The following is a 17,913-nucleotide window of genomic DNA, read 5'->3' on the forward strand; positions in this document are numbered from 1 at the left end:
GCGCAGATGCGGCGGCGTTTTCCAGGCCGCCATCGCGGGCAAGCCTCGCTCCTACAGTTGACTGCGTTCCTCTGACTGATCGCATTCTTCTGTAGGAGCGAGGCTTGCCCGCGATAGGGCCCTCAAAAACACCAAAAATCAACGGGCCTGACGCCCATCCAACAACGCATCCACCACCGCCCTGGCCATTTCCACGGAATGGACCATCGACCAGATCAACCCACGCTCCAGGCCACTGCCGCGTTCGGTGATTTCATCGCTGACTTCTTCAGCGCATTTGAGCAGCAGCGACACATGCACCAGGGCTTCTTCGGCGCTGATGCCTTCACGTACGTGGAACAAGGAATCCGGGGTGACACGCACCGCCGCGGTGGTGGCCAAGGGCGCGAACGGCAGCGCCTCGACAGGTTGCTCGGCCAGGGATTGGCACAGGGCCTGATTGGCGAGTTTCAGTTCGGGATAGCGGTAGGTGTTGGGGGAATCAATGGGTGGATCGGGAACAAGCTTTTTCATGGTTGAGCTCCTACAGAAGAAAGGAGCTGACACCGTTCGCTTGCACGCGAATCAGGGTAGCAGCCGCACGCGGAGTGCAAGACCGGGCCTGTTAGGACACCCAGCAGATCCGAGGATCTCCCGCGCACGGCCGCCATAACACAGCGGACATAAAAACGCTCAAGCATGGCTAAGCGTTTATGCGCCTTAACAGGAACTGGACTTGCACGTCCAAGCCATCGATTTGGCGATGACCCAGGCAGCCTAGCCCCGCATACAGGCGCACTCAAGCGCGTGGGAGTTTCTCGGAAAAGCCTTACAAAAGAAAGCGAAATGCCTCACCGTAGCCGCTGCCGCAGGCTGCGATCGACTGCGTAGCAGGCGCCAAACCTGCCCATGCGGTGTGTCAGGCAAAACCCCATCGCCTGGTTTACGGTCGCTTCGCGCCCGATCGCAGCCTACGGCAGCGGCTACAGGGGCGTGTCAGAATTCGGCGCCTGTGTGTAAGGCTCTAGCGAACTCGTCCGGTGCTTCGCGGGCGAGGATGTTCTCCAGTTCGCCCGTGTCTCCCCGTTCGTTGAGAAGGCCGCTGACCTGATCGATCCACCCCTTTTCCGAAGCAATCCCGGCCCACGACTGGCTGCCGAAGCCGTGATACGGACGGTCATCGAAGGTGCTGATCAGCAGTTGATTGAAGCGCACCGTCTCCAGGTTCTTGCGCTGGATCTGCATCTGCAGCGCCCCCAGTACCTTCTGCTGCTCTTGCGGGTTCGGGCGATAGCTGAAGAGCCGCGGCGAGCTAAGCACCAGGAACTCCGGTGGAAGGTTTTCATCGATGGCCGCCTGCAAGCGGTAATGGCCATCGAGAATCAGGTGGCAGCTCAGGCCGCTGACGTACCACAGCAGGATGGGCGGCAAGCTGCCTTCGCGGGCTTTCTTGCGCCACCATTTGAGGCGCCCGGAATGCGGGTCCACTGCATGCAGGCCAACCACTGCGCCGCCACTCTCGCCCAACTCGACCCAGCGCGCCGCGCCGGGTTGCTGGTTGTCGAGGATGTTGCGGCCGTAGATCGCCCACTGCGGCATATGGCTCAGGGCGTCTTCGCCGCCCTTGAAGTACCAGGCCTCGGTGCCGCTCAGCAACGGCCGCATCGGCTTGGGGGATTCCGGGCGCAGGGCCCGTACCAGCCAGTAACCGGAGTAAAGAAAGTCCGGCTGGTGCTGCATCAATTGCTGGACGAAGAAGCGGCTCCAGGCCTTGAGGCGCAGGGCCGGGTCGAGGCGTACCTGTTGCTCCACCTGGGGCGAATCGATGGGCCCCACCAGAGTTTGCGGCAATTGCTCCAGCAGGTGATTGCGTACCAGCCACACGCCGTAAAGGCAGCGGGACATGGTGCCCCAGAGCAGAGTCTGGTCACCCAGCACCAGTTGCATGCGTCGGTTGTTGCCACTGAGCAGGCGCAGATTCGGCTTGCCGCTGGCCAGGCGCTTGACGTCCACCCCGAGGCCGTTCCAATTGCCAGCCAGATCCTCGATATCCCGCCAATGAATGTGTTCCGTCATGGCCCCTGTCCCTGAATGAAAACGCCCGGCGCAGGTGCTAGGACCTGCGCCGGGCGCGACTATAACAGAGGGCTGGGTGGTGGCCGTGGGATCGCATCGCGAGCAAGCTTCGCTCCTACAGAGGAACGTGATCCGCCAGGGGAAATGCGGCTTCTGTAGGAGCGAGGCTTGCCCGCGATGACGTCAGCCCGGGCGCCGCCGAGGCATCAGCAAGAATGCCGCTCAGCCAAAAACTTCAACAACGCCTCGGTGACAAACGCCGGGTTCTCCAGGTTGGAGATATGCCCCGCCTCGGGCACCAGTTGGTAAGGGCAACCAATCAGCTCAGCCATTTCCTTGGTTTCCGAAGGCGGGCGCGGTTTGTCCTGGTCGCCGCACAGCAGCAAGGTGGTCTTGGGGTCCAGCTGGTTCAGGCGCGACAGCAGGTCTGCACGGCTGAAAGTGATGCGGCCCATGGGCACCACGCTTTCGCGCAGGTGTTCGCTGGGCAGTGCCGCGAGGACGGCGCGGAAGTCCTGGTACAACGCCGACTGCGGGTCGATACCAGGACGGAAGAAAATCGGCACCACGATGTCCAGCAGCGGTGATGGGATGGTCCCCGCTTCTTCGATCTGCTTGAACAACGAGAAGTAGTACTGGCGGGTCGGCTCCGGCTCGGCCCCGAGGTAGGTGTCCATCAGCACCAGGCCATTGATGCGCTGCGGCGCCGCCAGGGCCAGGCGCGCGCCCCACATGCCGCCCACGGACAGGCCGACCAGGGTGATGCGTTCGATCTGAAGATGATCCAGCAGCGCCAGCACCTGCCGGGCGATGTCATCCAACGAGGCGGTGCCTTGGGGCAACGCGCCGGATTGGCCGTGGCCCCACAGGTCCAAGGCGATCACCCGGTACTGCCGGGACAACGCCTCGATCTGCGGCGCCCACATGTTCAGGTCCCACAGGTAACTGCCGGCCAGCAGCACCGCGGAGCCGCTGCCCTGGTCCAGGTAGTGAAGGGGTTGTCCATCAATAGTCGCGAAGGGCATCAACTGTCTCCTGTCAGGTGGGCTGCGAAAAAGCCTCGGTAGACTGTGCCGGTGAAGGGTTGCCGTCAATCGGACAAGTCCTAAGGGCCGTGCAAGCCTGGAGGTTTTACGCGAGCAAACTTGCACCCACAGAAGATGATGGAATCCATCTAGGCTGCTGAACGCCTGAACGATGTGTATACCCTCGACACCCTTGAATGAAATATCGAGGAGCGGCACAGCCGGTCCCTTCAACTCCCCTCCAGAAGGGGTGAATAGACGCAAAGCTCATATCAGAAAGTGCAAGTTGTTCAGAGTCCTTTCATCTTCAACGAGACTCACACTTTGAGCTATATCGGGGTTGCCGCAATAATGATCATCTCATCCTGGGAAAAACTGTTGGTTACAACTTGCGGACAGCGGAAACAGGCATCGGGTCCCTGTTCATTCCACCAGCGACAGGAGGCTCTTATCGAGCAACGGGGAAGTTTGTCTGTTACCGTTTTTAATTTATCTACGGTGCGCGATACAAGCTGGCAGCCTCCTTCCTTGTAGTGCTGGCATCGCATTTCCGCACAGGGTGCGGAAATGCGAAATACCTCTGCCGGACTGACAGGGACTGTCGATTCAGCCAGCTCTTTGGTCATGGGTATTGCTTGTGAAAGGTAAGCTACTTCAGGAGCTGCCACCGTGCCATTCACCACCCCGAATATTTTCGCTCCTTCCCAGTCCGGCTGAGCACTTGGGCACAGAAGCTCTTTATTTCGACCGGTTTCAATCAATCGGCGGGATTTTTCCAACGATTTGGGTGGCATTTTATTCCCTCCACCAGCATTCCTTCTGTCCCTATCGGCTTGACGAAAAAATGCCGAAAAACCTAGACCTTGCCAATATTGGCAACTTCCTTGAGCTCGCCTACCGCGCTTTGGGGGAGTACCTGAATGTTGAAGTCAATCCTTCCGCCATAAATAAGAATTTTATCGCGCAACGCTTCTCCACGAGCATCAAGCGCTCTTTGCAAACCAGAAGCTATTGCAGTGCTTATATCGGCAACAGACAGATTCGCTGCTACGCGGTCAAACTTTTCATTGGACATTTTAATTCTCCGAAACATAGCCGTTGAAATAACTGGAGGCGTGCAAGCAGAACATCAATGGCGTTTTGGTGTCTCGGGGGCTTGGTAATGGCTCGCGTCAAACAGCTCCATGTCCATAAAAACTCCAAAATAACGATCTGCCATTATTGCTGGCGTGGCAATGACGTTGATAGTCAACCCACTGTAAGAGCATAGCAACTAAAGTTAGCGTCAAAAGTCAAATTTGGAAGATGGATTAACTCGAATCACTCTAAGTGAAAGACTGAATCGCCCTGATCGCGAAGATGAATAATTCAACCCGGAGGACCACGTTTTTTTTAAAACTGCGAAGATGGGCAGCGGATAGCCGTAGAGGTGGCGATGGCACTCGGGCCAGCCGGGAGTGAGCAGGACCTCGGTGGTGAGGCCCTGCCAGGTGAAGGTTCAGATTTGGGCGCCATCATGGCGCCCGATTGGGGTATCCAGCTTGCCCACGATAGGGCTAGAGCTGACGACGCTGATTAAAGCCCCTCCAGCTCCGCCATCAGATCGCTCAGGCGATCGACCTTCTCCTCGTTGATTTCACTGCTCGCCAGGCTGTCGATGTACTGCGCCAGTTCCTCCACCGTGCTGCACTCGAACATCGCCCGCAGCGGCACGTTGTGTTGCAGGGTTTTCTGCACCCGCGAGGCGATCTGCGTGGCCAGCAGCGAATGCCCGCCCAGTTCGAAGAAGTTGTCCCGGACCCCGACCCGCTCGACCTTGAGCACCTCGGCCCAGATAGCGGCCAGGGTTTGCTCCAGCTCGCTGCGCGGTGCCAGGTAGTCCTGGCTGTGCAGCTGGCCGATCTCCAGGGCCGGCAGGGCCTTGCGGTCGAGCTTGCCGTTGGCGTTGAGCGGCATGCGCTCCAGCCACAGCCAGTGCAGCGGCACCATGTATTCCGGCAGCTCGGCGCGCAGGCGTTGCTTGATGCGCTCCAGGCGTTCGTTTGGGTTCAGCGCCAAATCACTCGCCACCAGGTAGCCCACCAGGTGCTTGCCGTTGACGCCTTCCTGCACGCCGACCGCCGCGTCGCGGACTTCCGGTTGTTCGTGCAGGCGGGCTTCGATTTCCCCCAGCTCGATGCGGTAGCCACGGATCTTCACCTGGTGATCGATGCGCCCGACGTATTCCAGCACGCCATCGGCACGGCGGCGGGCCAGGTCGCCGGTGCGGTACAGGCGTTCGCCCGGGGCACCGAACGGATGGGGCACGAACACCTGGGCGGTGCGCAGCGGATCGCTGACGTAACCACGGCCGACCCCGGTACCGGCGACGCACAGCTCGCCCACCGCGCCCAGCGGCACAAGGTCCAGCGCGCCATCCATCAGGTACAGGCGGTTATTGTCGGTCGGCGTACCGATCGGCAGGTAGCTGCCACGGGTCGAGGCCATGTCGACGCGGTAGAAGGCCACGTCATCCGAGCACTCGGCCGGACCGTAGGCGTTGACCAGGCCGATCCGGGGATAACGCAACAGCCACTGGTGCGCCAGCTCCGGCGGCATCGCCTCGCCGGTCGGCAGCATCCAGCGCAGGCCATCGAGGTGGATGGACTCCTGGGCGAGCATGCCCTGGATCAGCGACGGCACGCTTTCCAGCACCGTGATGCCCTGGGCCTGCACATGAGCCAACAAGCCTTGCGGGTCATGGGCGATGGCGTTCGGCACTATGTCCACCCGCGCGCCGAACAATGGCGCGGCAAGGAACTGCCAGACCGAAATATCGAAGCTCTGCGACGCGGTCTGGGCGATCACATCGGCTTCGCTCAATTGCAGGTACGGCACCTTGCTCAGCTGGTTGTTGAGCATGCCGCGCTGCTCGACCATCACGCCCTTGGGCAGGCCAGTGGAACCCGAGGTGTAGATCACATAGGCCAGGTTGTCCGGGCCGCTGTAAATGCCTGGGTTGTCCAGCGAATGATCGGCCGCTTGCACCTCTTCCCACACCAACAAGCGTGGTCGGTTGGCGCAGGCGAATTCGTCGAGCAAGGCTTGCGCCTGTGCCTGGCAGGCCGCGGTGCAGACCAGCAACGGCGTGCGGCTCAGCTCGATGATCCGCCCCAGGCGCTGGCCCGGCAGGCCCGGGTCCAGCGGCAGGTAGCCGGCGCCGGCCTTGAAGCTGCCGATGATCATGCCCAGCAGGTCCAGGCTACGCTCGGCCAACAGGGCCACCGGCTGGTCCAGGCCCACGCCGTTGGCGATCAGGGCGTGGCCCAGGCGGTTACTGCGCTGGTTCAGTTCGGCATAGCTGTATTGCAGGTCCTGGCAACTGGCGGCGATGCGTTGCGGATGGGCCGCCACCTGCGCCTCGAACAGTTCGACGTAGCTGCGCTCCAGCGGGTAGTCATGCTCGCTCTGGTTGCAGCCGGCGAGCAGGAAGTCCTGCTCTGCTTCGCCCAGCAGCGGCAGCTCGGCCATGTCGCCATGGAAGCCCTGCACCAGCGCCAGCAGCAGGCGCTTGAACTCGCCGAGCATGCGCTCGATGGTCGCTTGCTCGAAGTAACGCTGGTCGTAGGACAGGTGCAGCCCCAGGTCATCCCCCGGGTAGCACACCGCGGTCAGCGGGAAGTTGGTGTGGGTGCGGCCGGAATCCGAGGTGGCGTTCAGGCTTTGCGCACGGTCCAGCACCGAGACTTCCACCGGCGCGTTCTCGAACACGAACAGGCTGTCGAACAGCGGCTGGCCCTTGGGCAGTTCGCTGTTTTCCTGGATCGCCACCAGCGGCAGGTATTCGTACTCACGCAGCTCCATGTTGCTTTCCAACAGGCCGCCCAGCCATTGGCGCACGCTCAGCCGCTGGCCGTCTTCCGGCAGTTTCACCCGCAGCGCGATGCTGTTGATGAACAGGCCGACGGTGCGCTGCATCTCCGGCATCTCCACCGGGCGCCCGGCCACGGTGACGCCGAACAGCACGTCACGCTCGCCGCTCAGGCGCCGCAGGACCAGGGCCCAGGCCGCCTGGGCGAAGGTGTTGACGGTCAGCTGATGCTGCTGCGCCAACTCACGCAGTTGCGCACCGTCGCGGGCATCGAGACGGGTGTAGCAGTCCCCGACGACCATGCCGCCGCTGTCGCCGGCGTGCTCACGCAGGAACGGCCGGTCGCTCGGAATAGGCGTGGTGCGCTCGAAGCCTTGCAGGTTGTTTTGCCACCACTGGCGCGCTTGCGCCAGGCTCTGGCGTTGCAGCCAGCCGATGTAGTCGCGGTAGCGCGGCGGCACGCTGAGCTGGGCTTCGCGACCTTCGCCCAGGGCGGTGTAGATCTCGAAGAAGTCGTTCATCAACAGCGAACGGCACCAGGCATCGATCAGGATGTGGTGGTTGCTCATCATGAACCAGTAGCGCGCGGCGCCCACGCGGATCAGCCGCAGGTGGAACGGCGCCTGCTCGAGCAGATCGAAACCGGCTTCGCGCTCGCTTTTCAGCAGCGCTTGCAACTTCGGCTCCTGCTCGTCTTGCGCGACGGCACTCCAGTCCAGGAACTCGATCGGCGTGCTGCCCGGCTTGTGGATAACCTGCAGCATGTCTTCGCCGACGTTCCAGCAGAAGGACGCGCGCAAGGCTTCGTGACGGGCCACCACCGCCTGCCAGGCCTGGGCGAAACGCGCCGGGTCCAGCTCGCTGTTGATGCGGTAGCGATCCTGCATGTAGTACAGGCCGGTGCCCGGTTCCAGCAGGGTGTGCAGCAGCATGCCCTCCTGCATCGGGGTCAGCGGGTAGACGTCCTCGATGGCGCTGGCCGCTACCGGCAGCGCGTCCAGCTGCGCCTGGGTCAGGCGCGCCAGGGGGAAGTCCGACGGCGTCAGGCCACCGGCATCGTCCTGCAGGCAATGGGCGATCAGGCTGTGCAGTTCGCCGAGGTAGGCCTGGGCCAGCGCGTCGATGGTCTGCGGGTCGAAACGCTCGTCGCTGAAGGTCCAGCGCAACACCAGCTCACCGGCGTAGACCTGGCTGTCGACGCTCAGCTCGTTGGGCAGCGGCGCCTCCGGCGAATGGGCAGCGCCCACCGGCTCGTCCAGCGGACGGAACAGCGCGTCGCTGGCAAAGCTCTGGTCGAACTGGCCCAGGTAGTTGAAGGTGATCGGCGCCTGCGGCAAGGCCGCCATGCCCTGCTGGATCGCCGCGTCGGCCAGGTAGCGCAGCACGCCATACCCCAGGCCTTTATGCGGTACGGCGCGCAGCTGTTCCTTGATCGCCTTGATCGAGGCGCCCTGCCCGGCCGCTTCCTCTATAGCCAGCGGGGTCAGGCGCAGCGGGTAAGCGCTGGTGAACCAGCCGACCGTGCGGGTCAGGTCGATCTCGTCGAACAGGGTTTCGCGGCCGTGGCCTTCGAGCTGGATCAGCGCCGAAGCCTCGCCGGTCCAGCGGCAGAGTACGCGGGCCAGGGCCGTCAGCAGCAGGTCGTTGACCTGGGTGCGGTAAGCGCTCGGCGCCTGTTGCAGCAGTTGCCGGGTGCGCTCGGCATCCAGTTTCACGCTGAGGGTCCGGGCATGCTTGTTCTGCCGCCCGCCCTGGGTGTGCTGCACCGGCAGCGTCGCCGCCGGGCCAGCCAGTTGGTCCTGCCACCAGCTCAACTCTTCGCGCAGCGACTCGCTGCCGGCATAGGCCTGCAGGCGTGACGCCCAATCGCGCAAGGCGCTGGTTTTCGCCGGCAGGCGCGGCGTCTGCTGAGCTTCGAGCTGGCGGTAGAGGTTTTGCAGATCCTCCAGCAGCACCCGCCAGGACACGCCGTCGACCACCAGGTGGTGGATGGCGATGAACAGGCGTTGCTGCTCCTGCGGACCGTCCACCAGCAGCGCGCGCAACAGCGGTCCGTTGCTCAGGTCGAGGCTGCGCTGAGCCTCGGCGAACAGCGCCGGGCATTGCTCCATCGAAGCCACGCGCACCGGCATCAGCAGTGGCGCCTCGGACAACCCCTGGTGCGTGGCCTGCCATTGGCCGTCGACCTGGGTAAAGCGCAGGCGCAGAGCGTCATGCTGGGCCAGCACCGCGTGCAGCGCTTGCTCCAACAACTGCCCATCGAGCGTCTGGGTCGGCGCCAGCAGCAGGGCCTGGTTCCAGTGTTGACGCTCGGGGATCTCGCTGTCGAAGAACCAGTGCTGGATCGGCGTCAGGCCCGACCCGCCGCTGAGCAAGCCTTGCTCGGCAACAATCTGCTCGCTGCGGCTGGCCACCGCGGCCAGGGTCTGCACGGTCTGATGCTGGAACAGGTCCCGCGGGCTGAAATGAATGCCCAGCTGACGGGCGCGGCTGACCACCTGGATCGACAGGATCGAATCGCCGCCCAGTTCGAAGAAGTTGTCGTGCAGGCCGACCTGCCGCAGGTTCAGCACGTCGCACCAGACCTGGGCCAGGGTCTGCTCCAACTCGTTGCTCGGCGCCACGTACTGCTGGCGGTTGAGCTCCAGGTCCGGCACCGGCAAGGCACGGCGGTCGAGCTTGCCGTTGGCGGTCAGCGGCATGCTCGCCAGCAGGACCAGGTGGGTGGGCACCATGTAATCCGGCAGATGGATTTTCAGCTGCGCCTTGATCGCCTCGCGCAAGGCAGCTTGCTGCTCGTCACTCTGCTCGGCGACATCGGTCACCAGATAGCCGGCCAGCTGTTTGCCGCCCGGCATGTCCAGGGCCAGCACCACGGCTTCACGCACGGCCTCATGTTCCAGCAGGCGGTTTTCGATTTCCCCCAGCTCGATACGGAAGCCGCGAATCTTCACCTGATGGTCGACCCGACCGATGTATTCCACCTGGCCGTCGGCGCACTGGCGCACCAGGTCGCCGGTGCGATACAGGCGGCCGCCAGTGGTGCTGAACGGGTCGGCCACGAAACGTTCGGCGCTCATGCCCGGACGCTGGTGGTAACCCTGGGCCAGGCCGGCCCCGCCGACATACAACTCACCGGTGGCGCCTTGCGGCAGCAGGGCCAGATCGGCGTCGAGGATGTAGGCCACGCGCTCACCGACCACCGTGCCGATCGGCACGCTGCCGGCGCCCTCCTCCAGTTGTTCCGGCGCCAGGCTGGCCAAAGGCATGACCACGGTTTCGGTGGGGCCGTAGGCGTTGAAGAACAGGCTCGGCTTGAATGCCGCGCGAATGCGGCTCAGGTGCTCGCCGGTCAGCGCTTCGCCGCCGGTGATGCACATGCGCACCGGCAGGGTTTCGCCCTGGGTCGCCAGCCACTGCGCCAGCTGGCTGCCGTAGCTCGGGGTGAAACCGAGGATGTTGATGCGGTGCTGGCGGATCAGCTGGCAGATTTCTTCGGTGTCCCACTGCCCTTGCGCCCGCAGCACCACCTGGGCACCGCTGAGCAGCGGCACCAGCAAACGCTCGGTGGCGGCGTCGAAGTTGATGGAATAGAAGTGCAGTTCACAGTCGTCGGGGCGCATGCCAAAGCGCTCGATCACCGCGCGGCAATGCATGGCGATCTCGCCATGGGACACCACCACGCCCTTGGGCTTGCCGGTGGAACCCGAGGTGTAGATCAGGTACGCCTGGTGCTGCGGCAGGCTGATAAAGGGCAGCTCACCGGCCGGGTAGTTGGCCAGTTGCGCGCCGTCCTCTTCCAGGCACCAGCGCGCCACGCTCGGCGGCAGCTGGCCCAGGGCCTGGAACATCGCCGCGTCGCTGAGCAGCAAGCCGATGCCACTGTCTTCGATCATGTAGTGCAGGCGGTCCAGCGGGTATTCCGGGTCCAGCGGCACGTAGGCGCCGCCGGCCTTGAGGATCGCCAACAGGCCGATGACCATTTCCAGCGAGCGCTCCAGGGCCAGGCCGACCCGCACCTGCGGGCCGACGTCACGCTCACGGAGCATCCAGGCCAGGCGGTTGGCGCGGCTGTCGAGCTCGGCGTAGCTCAGGGTCTGCCCGGCGAAAGTCAGGGCAGGCGCGTCCGGGCGCAGCAGCGCCTGTTCGCTGAACAGGTGATGGATGCACTGGTCCAGGCGGTGTTCGCCGGGCTCGACGCCCAGGCTGTCCAGCAGCTGCTGTTGCTCGGCGCGGTCGAGCAGCGGCAATTCGCTCAGGCGCTGCTCGGGGCTCTCGATCAAGGCCTCCAGCAGGTTGCGCCAGTGCGCCGCCATGCGCGCGATGCGCGGTTCGTCGAACAGGTCGGTGCTGTAGGTCAGGCAGCAACCCAGGCGATGGTCGAGGTCGGTGACTTCCAGGTTGAGGTCGAACTTGGTGGCCCGCGCATCGTTGGCCAGGTACTCGACCGTCATGCCGGCCAGGCTGCGGCTCTGCTGGAACTCCCAGCGCTGGACGTTGCACATCACCTGGAACAGCGGGTTGTAGGCGGCGCTGCGCGGCGGTTGCAGGGCTTCCACCAGGTGGTCGAACGGCAGGTCCTGATGGGACTGGCCTTCGATCACGGTGTGCCGCACCTGCTCGAACAGTTCACCGACGCTCATCTGCCCGTCGAGCTGGCAACGCAGTACCTGGGTGTTGAGGAAGGCGCCGATCAGCCCTTCGCTTTCCGGGCGGATGCGGTTGGCCACCGGCGCGCCGATGCGCAGGTCGGTCTGGCCGCTGTAGCGATAGAGCAGCACGGCCAACGTGGCGGTCATGGTCATGAACAGGGTCAGGCCGTGTTCCGCGTTGAAGCGACGCACCCTTGCCGCCAGTTCGTCACTGAGGTCGAAGCGGTACAACTCGCCCTGGTGGCTTTGCACCGGCGGCCGCGGACGGTCGCCCGGCAGTTCCAGCAGTGGGTGTTCGTTGCCCAGTTGCGCGGTCCAGTAATCCAGCTGGCGCTGACGCTCGCCGGACTCCAGCCACTGGCGCTGCCAGACGCTGTAATCCAAGTACTGCACCGGCAGCAGTTCCAGCGGCGAGTCGCGGTCGTCGATAAAGGCTTCGTACAACGCGCTCAATTCACGGGCGAAGATGTCCATCGCCCAGCCTTCGGTGACGATGTGGTGCAGGGTCAGCACGAAGTAGTGCTCATGCTCCGCCGCCTTGACCAGGCAGGCGCGCAGCAGCGGGCCGGTTTCCAGGTCGAACGGCTGGTGCGCCTCGCTGTCGGCCAGCTGTTGCAGGCGTTGCTCGCGGGCCGCTGCATCCAGCTTGGAGAAATCCTTCCAGGCCATGCGCACGCCGGTTTCCTCGTGCACCCGTTGCTGGGCCACGCCGTCGACGCTAGGGAACGTGGTGCGCAGGGTTTCGTGACGCAGGATCAGCGCCTGCAGCGCCGCCTCGAAACGCCCGACATCCAGCACGCCCTTGAAGCGCGCCATGCCGCCGACGTTGTAGGCCGGGCTATCCGGCTCCATCTGCCAGAGGAACCACATACGCTGCTGGGAATAGGACAGCGGCACAGGCGCGCTGCGGTCGACCTTGGCAATCGGCGGCTGCTTGTTACGCTTGCCGGATTCCTGGATCAACCGCACCTGCTCGGCGAAGTCGCCCAGCTCGCTGGCTTCGAACAAGGCTCGCAGCGGCAACTCGACGTCGCAGGCCTGGCGGGTGCGGGAAATGATCTGCGTGGCCAGCAGCGAGTGGCCGCCCAGGGCAAAGAAGTCATCGCGCAAGCCAATGCGCTGCTGCCCCAGCACCTCGCGCCAGATCGCCGCGATCTGCCGTTGCAGATCGGTGGCCGGCTCGACGTGTTCACGCACCTGCCATTGCGGCTCCGGCAAGGCACGGCGGTCGAGCTTGCCGCTCGGGCTCAGGGGCATGGCCGAAAGAAGCATCAGTTGCGCCGGCACCATGTACTCCGGCAGCTCACTGGCCAGGGCGGTTTTCAGGCGCTCGGTCTGCGTCTCTTCCTCCTCCACATCAGAGGTAGCGGTGTAATAACCGATCAGCTGTGCACCGGCCGCGGTCTCGCGCACCAGCACCGCGGCCTGGGCCACGCCCTCCTGGGCCAGCAGGCGCGCTTCGATTTCCTGGGGTTCGACGCGAAAGCCGCGCAGCTTGACCTGCTGATCGAGGCGCCCGAGGTATTCCAGGGCGCCATCGGCTGCCCAGCGCACACGGTCGCCGGTGCGGTACAGGCGCGCGCCCTCGGTGCTCAGCGGGTCGACGACGAAACGTTCGGCGCTCAGCCCCGGGCGACCGAGGTAACCACGGGCCAGGCCGATCCCGGCAATGCACAATTCGCCCGGCACACCGGCCGGCACCGGGTTGAGGTTGGCGTCCAGCACTCGGCAGATCACATTGCCCAGCGGACGACCGATGGGCGAACGCTCGCCATCGACGCCGCGGCAATGCCAGTGGGTAACGTTGATCGCGGTTTCAGTCGGACCGTAGCGGTTGTGCAGTTGGGCGTTCGGTAGTTGTTCCAGTACCCGGTCGCGCAATTCGGCCGGCAAGGCTTCGCCACCGGAGAACAGCCGGCGCAGGCTGCTGCACTCGGCGCTCAGCGGCTCATCGACGAACAGCTGCAACAGCGGCGGCACGAAGTGCAGCGTGGTCACGCCGTATTGCTGCACCAACTGGGCGATGCGATGCGGGTCGCGGTGTTCGCCCGGGGCGGCCAGCAGCAGGCGACAGCCGGTGATCAGCGGCCAGAAACACTCCCACACCGACACGTCGAAGCTGATCGGCGCCTTTTGCATCAGCACATCGCTGGCGTCCAGGCGGTAGGTATTCTGCATCCACTGCAAGCGTTCGCTGAGGGCCGCGTGGGTGTTGCCCACGCCCTTGGGCTGGCCGGTGGAACCGGAGGTGTAGATCACATACGCCAGGTTGTCGCCGTGCAGGTGCAGGCCCGGCGCATGGCTGGGCCAGCTGTCGAGCTTGAGGCTGTCGATGGCGATGGCGCTGACGCCCTCGGCCTGGGGCAGACGCTCGAGCAGCTGGGTCTGGGTCAGCAGCAGCTCGACGCCACTGTCGGCCAGCATGTAGGCCAGGCGCTCGGCCGGGTAGTCCGGGTCCAGCGGCACATAGGCGCCGCCGGCCTTGACGATCGCCAGCAGGCCGATCAACAGCTGCGGCGAACGCTCGGCGGCGATGGCCACGCAGACATCCGGGCCGACCCCTTTGTCGCGCAGGTAATGGGCCAGGCGGTTGGCCTGGGCGTGCAGCTCGGCGAAGCTCAGCTCGCCGCCCTCCCACACCAGCGCGGTGCGTTCCGGGGTCTGCTGCAGTTGTGCGTCGAGCAGTTCGGGCAGCCATTGGCTGGCCGCCGCGCAAGGGGCTTCGCTCCACTGTTGCTGCTGTGCCTGCTCGCAGGGGTTGAGCAGCGGCAGGTCGGCGATGGCGGTCCGCGGACGCTCGCAGGCCTCGCGCAACAGGCTGACGAAATGCTCGGCCAGGCGCTCGATGGTCGCGGCCTCGAACAGCTCGTCGGCGTAGTCGAACGACAGGCTCAGGCGGCCATTGCGGTCTTCTTCAGTGTGCAGTTGCAGGTCGAACTTGGCCTCGCGGCTGTGCCACGGCAGCTCTTCGGCCAGCAGCCCGGGCAACCGGCGCAGGGCGCCGAGGTCGCGCTGCTGGTGGTTGAACATGACCTGGAACAGCCCCTGTTCGCGGGCCTGGGGGAAGGCTTCGAGCAGTTGCTCGAACGGCAGGTCCTGATGGGCCTGGGCTTCCAGCGCGGCCTGGCGGGTCTGCGCCAGCAACGCGCTAAATGGCAGGCGGCCATCGACCTCGGCGCGCAGCACCAGGGTGTTGATGAAGAAGCCGATCAGGCCCTGGGTTTCCAGGCGCGGACGGTTGGCGTTGGGCACGCCGATACGGATGTCGCGCTGGCCGCTGTAGCGATGCAGCAGGCTCTGGAACGCCGTGAGCAACAGCATGAACGGCGTGGATTCATGGGCCTGGGCGGTCTGGCGGATGGCTTCGCTCAGGCTCGCTCCCAGGCGCAGGCTGTGACGCGCGGCGCTGTGTTGCCGCTGCGCCGAACGCGGATGATCGGTGGCCAGGCTCAGGCTCGGGTGCTCGTCGCCCAACTGTTGTTTCCAGTAGGCCAGTTGCCGCTCGCCTTCGCCCTGGGCCAGCCACTGGCGCTGCCAGCTGCCGTAGTCGGCGTATTGCAGCGGCAGCGGTGCCAGGCTCGCCGCCTGGCCTTGCACGGCGGCGGCATACAGGCGCGAGAACTCGTCGATCAGCACATTCAGCGACCAGCCGTCGGCGATGATGTGGTGCAGGGTCACCAGCAACTGGTGCTCTTCGTCGTCGAGGCGCACCAGGGTCACCCAGAGCAGCGGGCCTTGTTCCAGGTCGAACTGGGTACGGGCTTCATCCTCACGGATCTGTTGCGCCCGCGCCTCGCGCTCGGCCAGCGGCAGGTCGCTGAGGTCGACCACTTGCAGGTTGAATTCGCTAGCGGCTTCGACCTGTTGCAGCGCCTGGCCGTCGCGCTCGAAAAAGCGCGTGCGCAGGGATTCGTGGCGTTCGATCAGTTGCTGGAAGCTGGCGCGCAGGGCGTCTTCGTCCAGCTCGCCGCGCAGGCGCAGGCCACCAGGAATGTTGTAGGCGCTGCTGTGCGGGTCGAGCTGCCAGGTGATCCACAGGCGGTTCTGCGCCAGGGACTGGGGCAGCGCCTCGGCGCGCGACAAGGCATTGATCGCGCCCTGGGCCAGGCCACCATCCTGTTGCAGTTGCGCGACCTGGGCGGCGAAGGCGCCGAGGGTCGGTGCCTCGAACAGCAGGCGCAGGTTCAGCTCCAGGCCGAGCTCTTCACGCAGGCGCGCAACGACCTGGGTCGCGGCGATGGAGTTGCCGCCCAGCAGGAAGAAGTGATCGTCGCTCACCACCTGCTCCACCTGCAGCTGCTCGCGCCAGATGCGGCCGATCAGCTCTTGCAGTTCGCTGGTCGCTTCTCCGCTGGCCTCGCCGGCCACAGCCTGGCGACTAGGGAACTGGGCATAGCTATCAAGGCTGCCATCGGTCAGGCGGTTGCGGCAGGCCGAACGTTGCAGCTTGCCGCTGGAAGTCTTCGGCAGCGCGCCAGGGTTGAGCAACACCACCACGCTCGGCGCTTCCTGGTAGGCCTCGGCCACGGTCTGGCGGATCAGCTTGATCAGCGCCTCGGGCGCGAGGATCTTCTGCACGCTGCGGCTGATTTCCGCGGCGATGCCGATGCCTTCCTGGCCCTGCTCGGTGACGGCGAACGCCGCGACCCGGCCCTTGCGCACCACCTCGACCTCACGCTCGATGGTCTGCTCGATGTCCTGTGGATAAAGGTTGTGCCCACGCACGATCAGCATGTCTTTCAAGCGGCCGGTGATGAACAGCTCGCCGCCGCGCATGAAACCCAGGTCGCCGGTGCGCAGCCAGGTCCGGCCGGCGTGCTCGACGAAGGTCTTGGCCGTGGCCTCGGGGTTGCGCCAGTAGCCGTGGGCGATGCTCGGGCCGGTGGCCCAGACCTCGCCGACCTGGTTGTCTTCCAGCTCGGCCAGGGTGTTCGGCTCGACGATCAGCACGGCGTGCTCGGGCTGGCTGGTGCCGCAGCTCATCATGGCGTTGCCGGTGCCCGGCTCGGCGCGGTTCTGCGCCAGGGCCTGCTCGTCCAGGCGCAGGGCCGGGATGCCCTGGCCACGGGTGCCGCCGGCGACGAACAAAGTCGCTTCGGCCAGGCCATAGGAAGCGAAGAAATGGTTCGGGGTGAAACCGCAGGTGGCGAACTTCTCGGCGAAGCGCTCCAGGGTGTCCAGGCGGATCGGCTCGGACCCGGAATAAGCCACGCGCCAGCGGCTGAGGTCCAGGCGCTCCAGGGCCGACTCGCTGACCCGCTCGCTGCACAGGCGGTAGGCGAAGTCCGGACCGCCGCTGATGGTGCCGCCGTATTCGCTGATCGCTTCCAGCCAGCGCAACGGCCGGCCGAGGAAGTAGGCCGGCGACATCAATACGCAGGGCACGCCGCTGAAGATCGGTTGCAGCAGGCCGCCGATCAGGCCCATGTCGTGGTACAGCGGCAGCCAGCTGACGATCACGTCGTCGGGGTTGAGGTCGATGCCGAAGCCGCGGCGGATCAGCAGCTCGTTGGCCACCAGGTTGCCGTGGCTGACTTGCACGCCCTTGGGCAAGGCGGTGGAGCCCGAGGTGTATTGCAGGAAGGCGATGTCGTCGCCGCGCACTTCGGTGGCGGTCCAGCCCTCGGCCAGGCTCGCCTTCAGGCTATCCACGCAGAGCAGCTGCGGCGCGTCGACGCCTTGCAGCTCGTCCATCTGCGCCAGGGAATCGCGCAGCCCGCTGCTGGTCAGCAGCAGCCGCGGCTCGGCGTCGGCAATGATCGAGATCAGCCGCTCCTGGTGATGGCGTCGGCTCGACTCCGGCGGATAGGCCGGCACCGCGATGACCCCGGCGTACAGGCAGGCGAAAAAGGCCGCGACATAGTCCGGGCCGCTGGGGAACAGCAGCACCGCGCGATCGCCCAACCCGGCATTGGCCTGCAGCGCCGCGGCGATAGTCCGGGCACGCAGATCCAGGTCGCGATAACTGAGGACCACGCTCTGATCCTGCTCTTCGGCAAGAAAGCGCAAGGCCACTTGATCGGGGGTCTGAGCCGCCCGGCGTTGAAGGGCTTGAGCCAGAGTGCTGGGGAGTTCGAACGCGTCCATCATGGGGTTTCCTGCGCGGATTGTGCTTGCACGTAGAGCCGCGAACCAAGGCCGCGACCGTTACATAAACCTTTGAAAAATAAAGACCCCTGCCCTCGGAACAGGGCATCTGGAGACTGCTGTGGCGGGATTTTTCACCCGCAATCTTTCTCCAATGAGAACGGATGACGTCTTGAAATAATTAGTCCGCACTCTCCCCTCTGACACCTTCACCCAGTGCGACAACGAGCCGCAGTTCTCACTC

The 17,913-nt window shown here is 64.8% G+C and carries 6 protein-coding genes; all 6 read right to left on the minus strand.

Going from position 1 to position 17,913, the window contains the following annotated elements; all coding sequences use genetic code 11:
* Positions 1 to 138 precede the first annotated feature (138 nt).
* Positions 139 to 513 carry a DUF6124 family protein gene (locus C4K38_RS22420; RefSeq protein ID WP_053280263.1) on the minus strand — a complete coding sequence of 125 codons (375 nt, stop codon included), beginning with the start codon at positions 511 to 513 and terminating at the stop codon, positions 139 to 141.
* A gap of 462 nt (positions 514 to 975) precedes the next feature.
* The gene (locus C4K38_RS22425; protein WP_053280264.1) at positions 976 to 2,055 is read right to left on the minus strand and encodes a hypothetical protein; all 1,080 of its coding nucleotides are present in this window, start codon (positions 2,053 to 2,055) and stop codon (positions 976 to 978) included.
* 206 nt (positions 2,056 to 2,261) lie between these two features.
* Positions 2,262 to 3,080 carry an alpha/beta fold hydrolase gene (locus C4K38_RS22430; protein ID WP_053280265.1) on the minus strand — a complete coding sequence of 273 codons (819 nt, stop codon included), beginning with the start codon at positions 3,078 to 3,080 and terminating at the stop codon, positions 2,262 to 2,264.
* A 329-nt stretch (positions 3,081 to 3,409) separates the two neighbouring features.
* The gene (locus C4K38_RS22435) at positions 3,410 to 3,874 is read right to left on the minus strand and encodes a hypothetical protein (RefSeq protein WP_081001582.1); all 465 of its coding nucleotides are present in this window, start codon (positions 3,872 to 3,874) and stop codon (positions 3,410 to 3,412) included.
* Positions 3,875 to 3,936: 62 nt separating this feature from the next.
* Entirely contained in the window at positions 3,937 to 4,155 is a 219-nt protein-coding gene (locus C4K38_RS22440; protein WP_124303223.1) for a hypothetical protein, read from the minus strand.
* 500 nt (positions 4,156 to 4,655) lie between these two features.
* Positions 4,656 to 17,672 carry a non-ribosomal peptide synthetase gene (locus tag C4K38_RS22445; RefSeq protein ID WP_053280266.1) on the minus strand — a complete coding sequence of 4,339 codons (13,017 nt, stop codon included), beginning with the start codon at positions 17,670 to 17,672 and terminating at the stop codon, positions 4,656 to 4,658.
* Between the last annotated feature and the right edge of the window lie 241 nt (positions 17,673 to 17,913).

The sequence above is a fragment of the Pseudomonas chlororaphis subsp. piscium genome (genome assembly GCF_003850345.1).
Classification (GTDB): Bacteria; Pseudomonadota; Gammaproteobacteria; order Pseudomonadales; family Pseudomonadaceae; genus Aquipseudomonas; species Aquipseudomonas piscium.

Excerpts from the sequence above, each read along its gene's own strand:
- C4K38_RS22440 (WP_124303223.1), bottom strand. The coding sequence starts at position 4,155 with ATGTCCAATGAAAAGTTTGACCGCGTAGCAGCGAATCTGTCTGTTGCC.
- C4K38_RS22425 (WP_053280264.1), bottom strand. The coding sequence starts at position 2,055 with ATGACGGAACACATTCATTGGCGGGATATCGAGGATCTGGCTGGCAAT.
- C4K38_RS22430 (WP_053280265.1), bottom strand. The coding sequence starts at position 3,080 with ATGCCCTTCGCGACTATTGATGGACAACCCCTTCACTACCTGGACCAG.
- C4K38_RS22445 (WP_053280266.1), bottom strand. The coding sequence starts at position 17,672 with ATGATGGACGCGTTCGAACTCCCCAGCACTCTGGCTCAAGCCCTTCAA.
- C4K38_RS22435 (WP_081001582.1), bottom strand. The coding sequence starts at position 3,874 with ATGCCACCCAAATCGTTGGAAAAATCCCGCCGATTGATTGAAACCGGT.
- C4K38_RS22420 (WP_053280263.1), bottom strand. The coding sequence starts at position 513 with ATGAAAAAGCTTGTTCCCGATCCACCCATTGATTCCCCCAACACCTAC.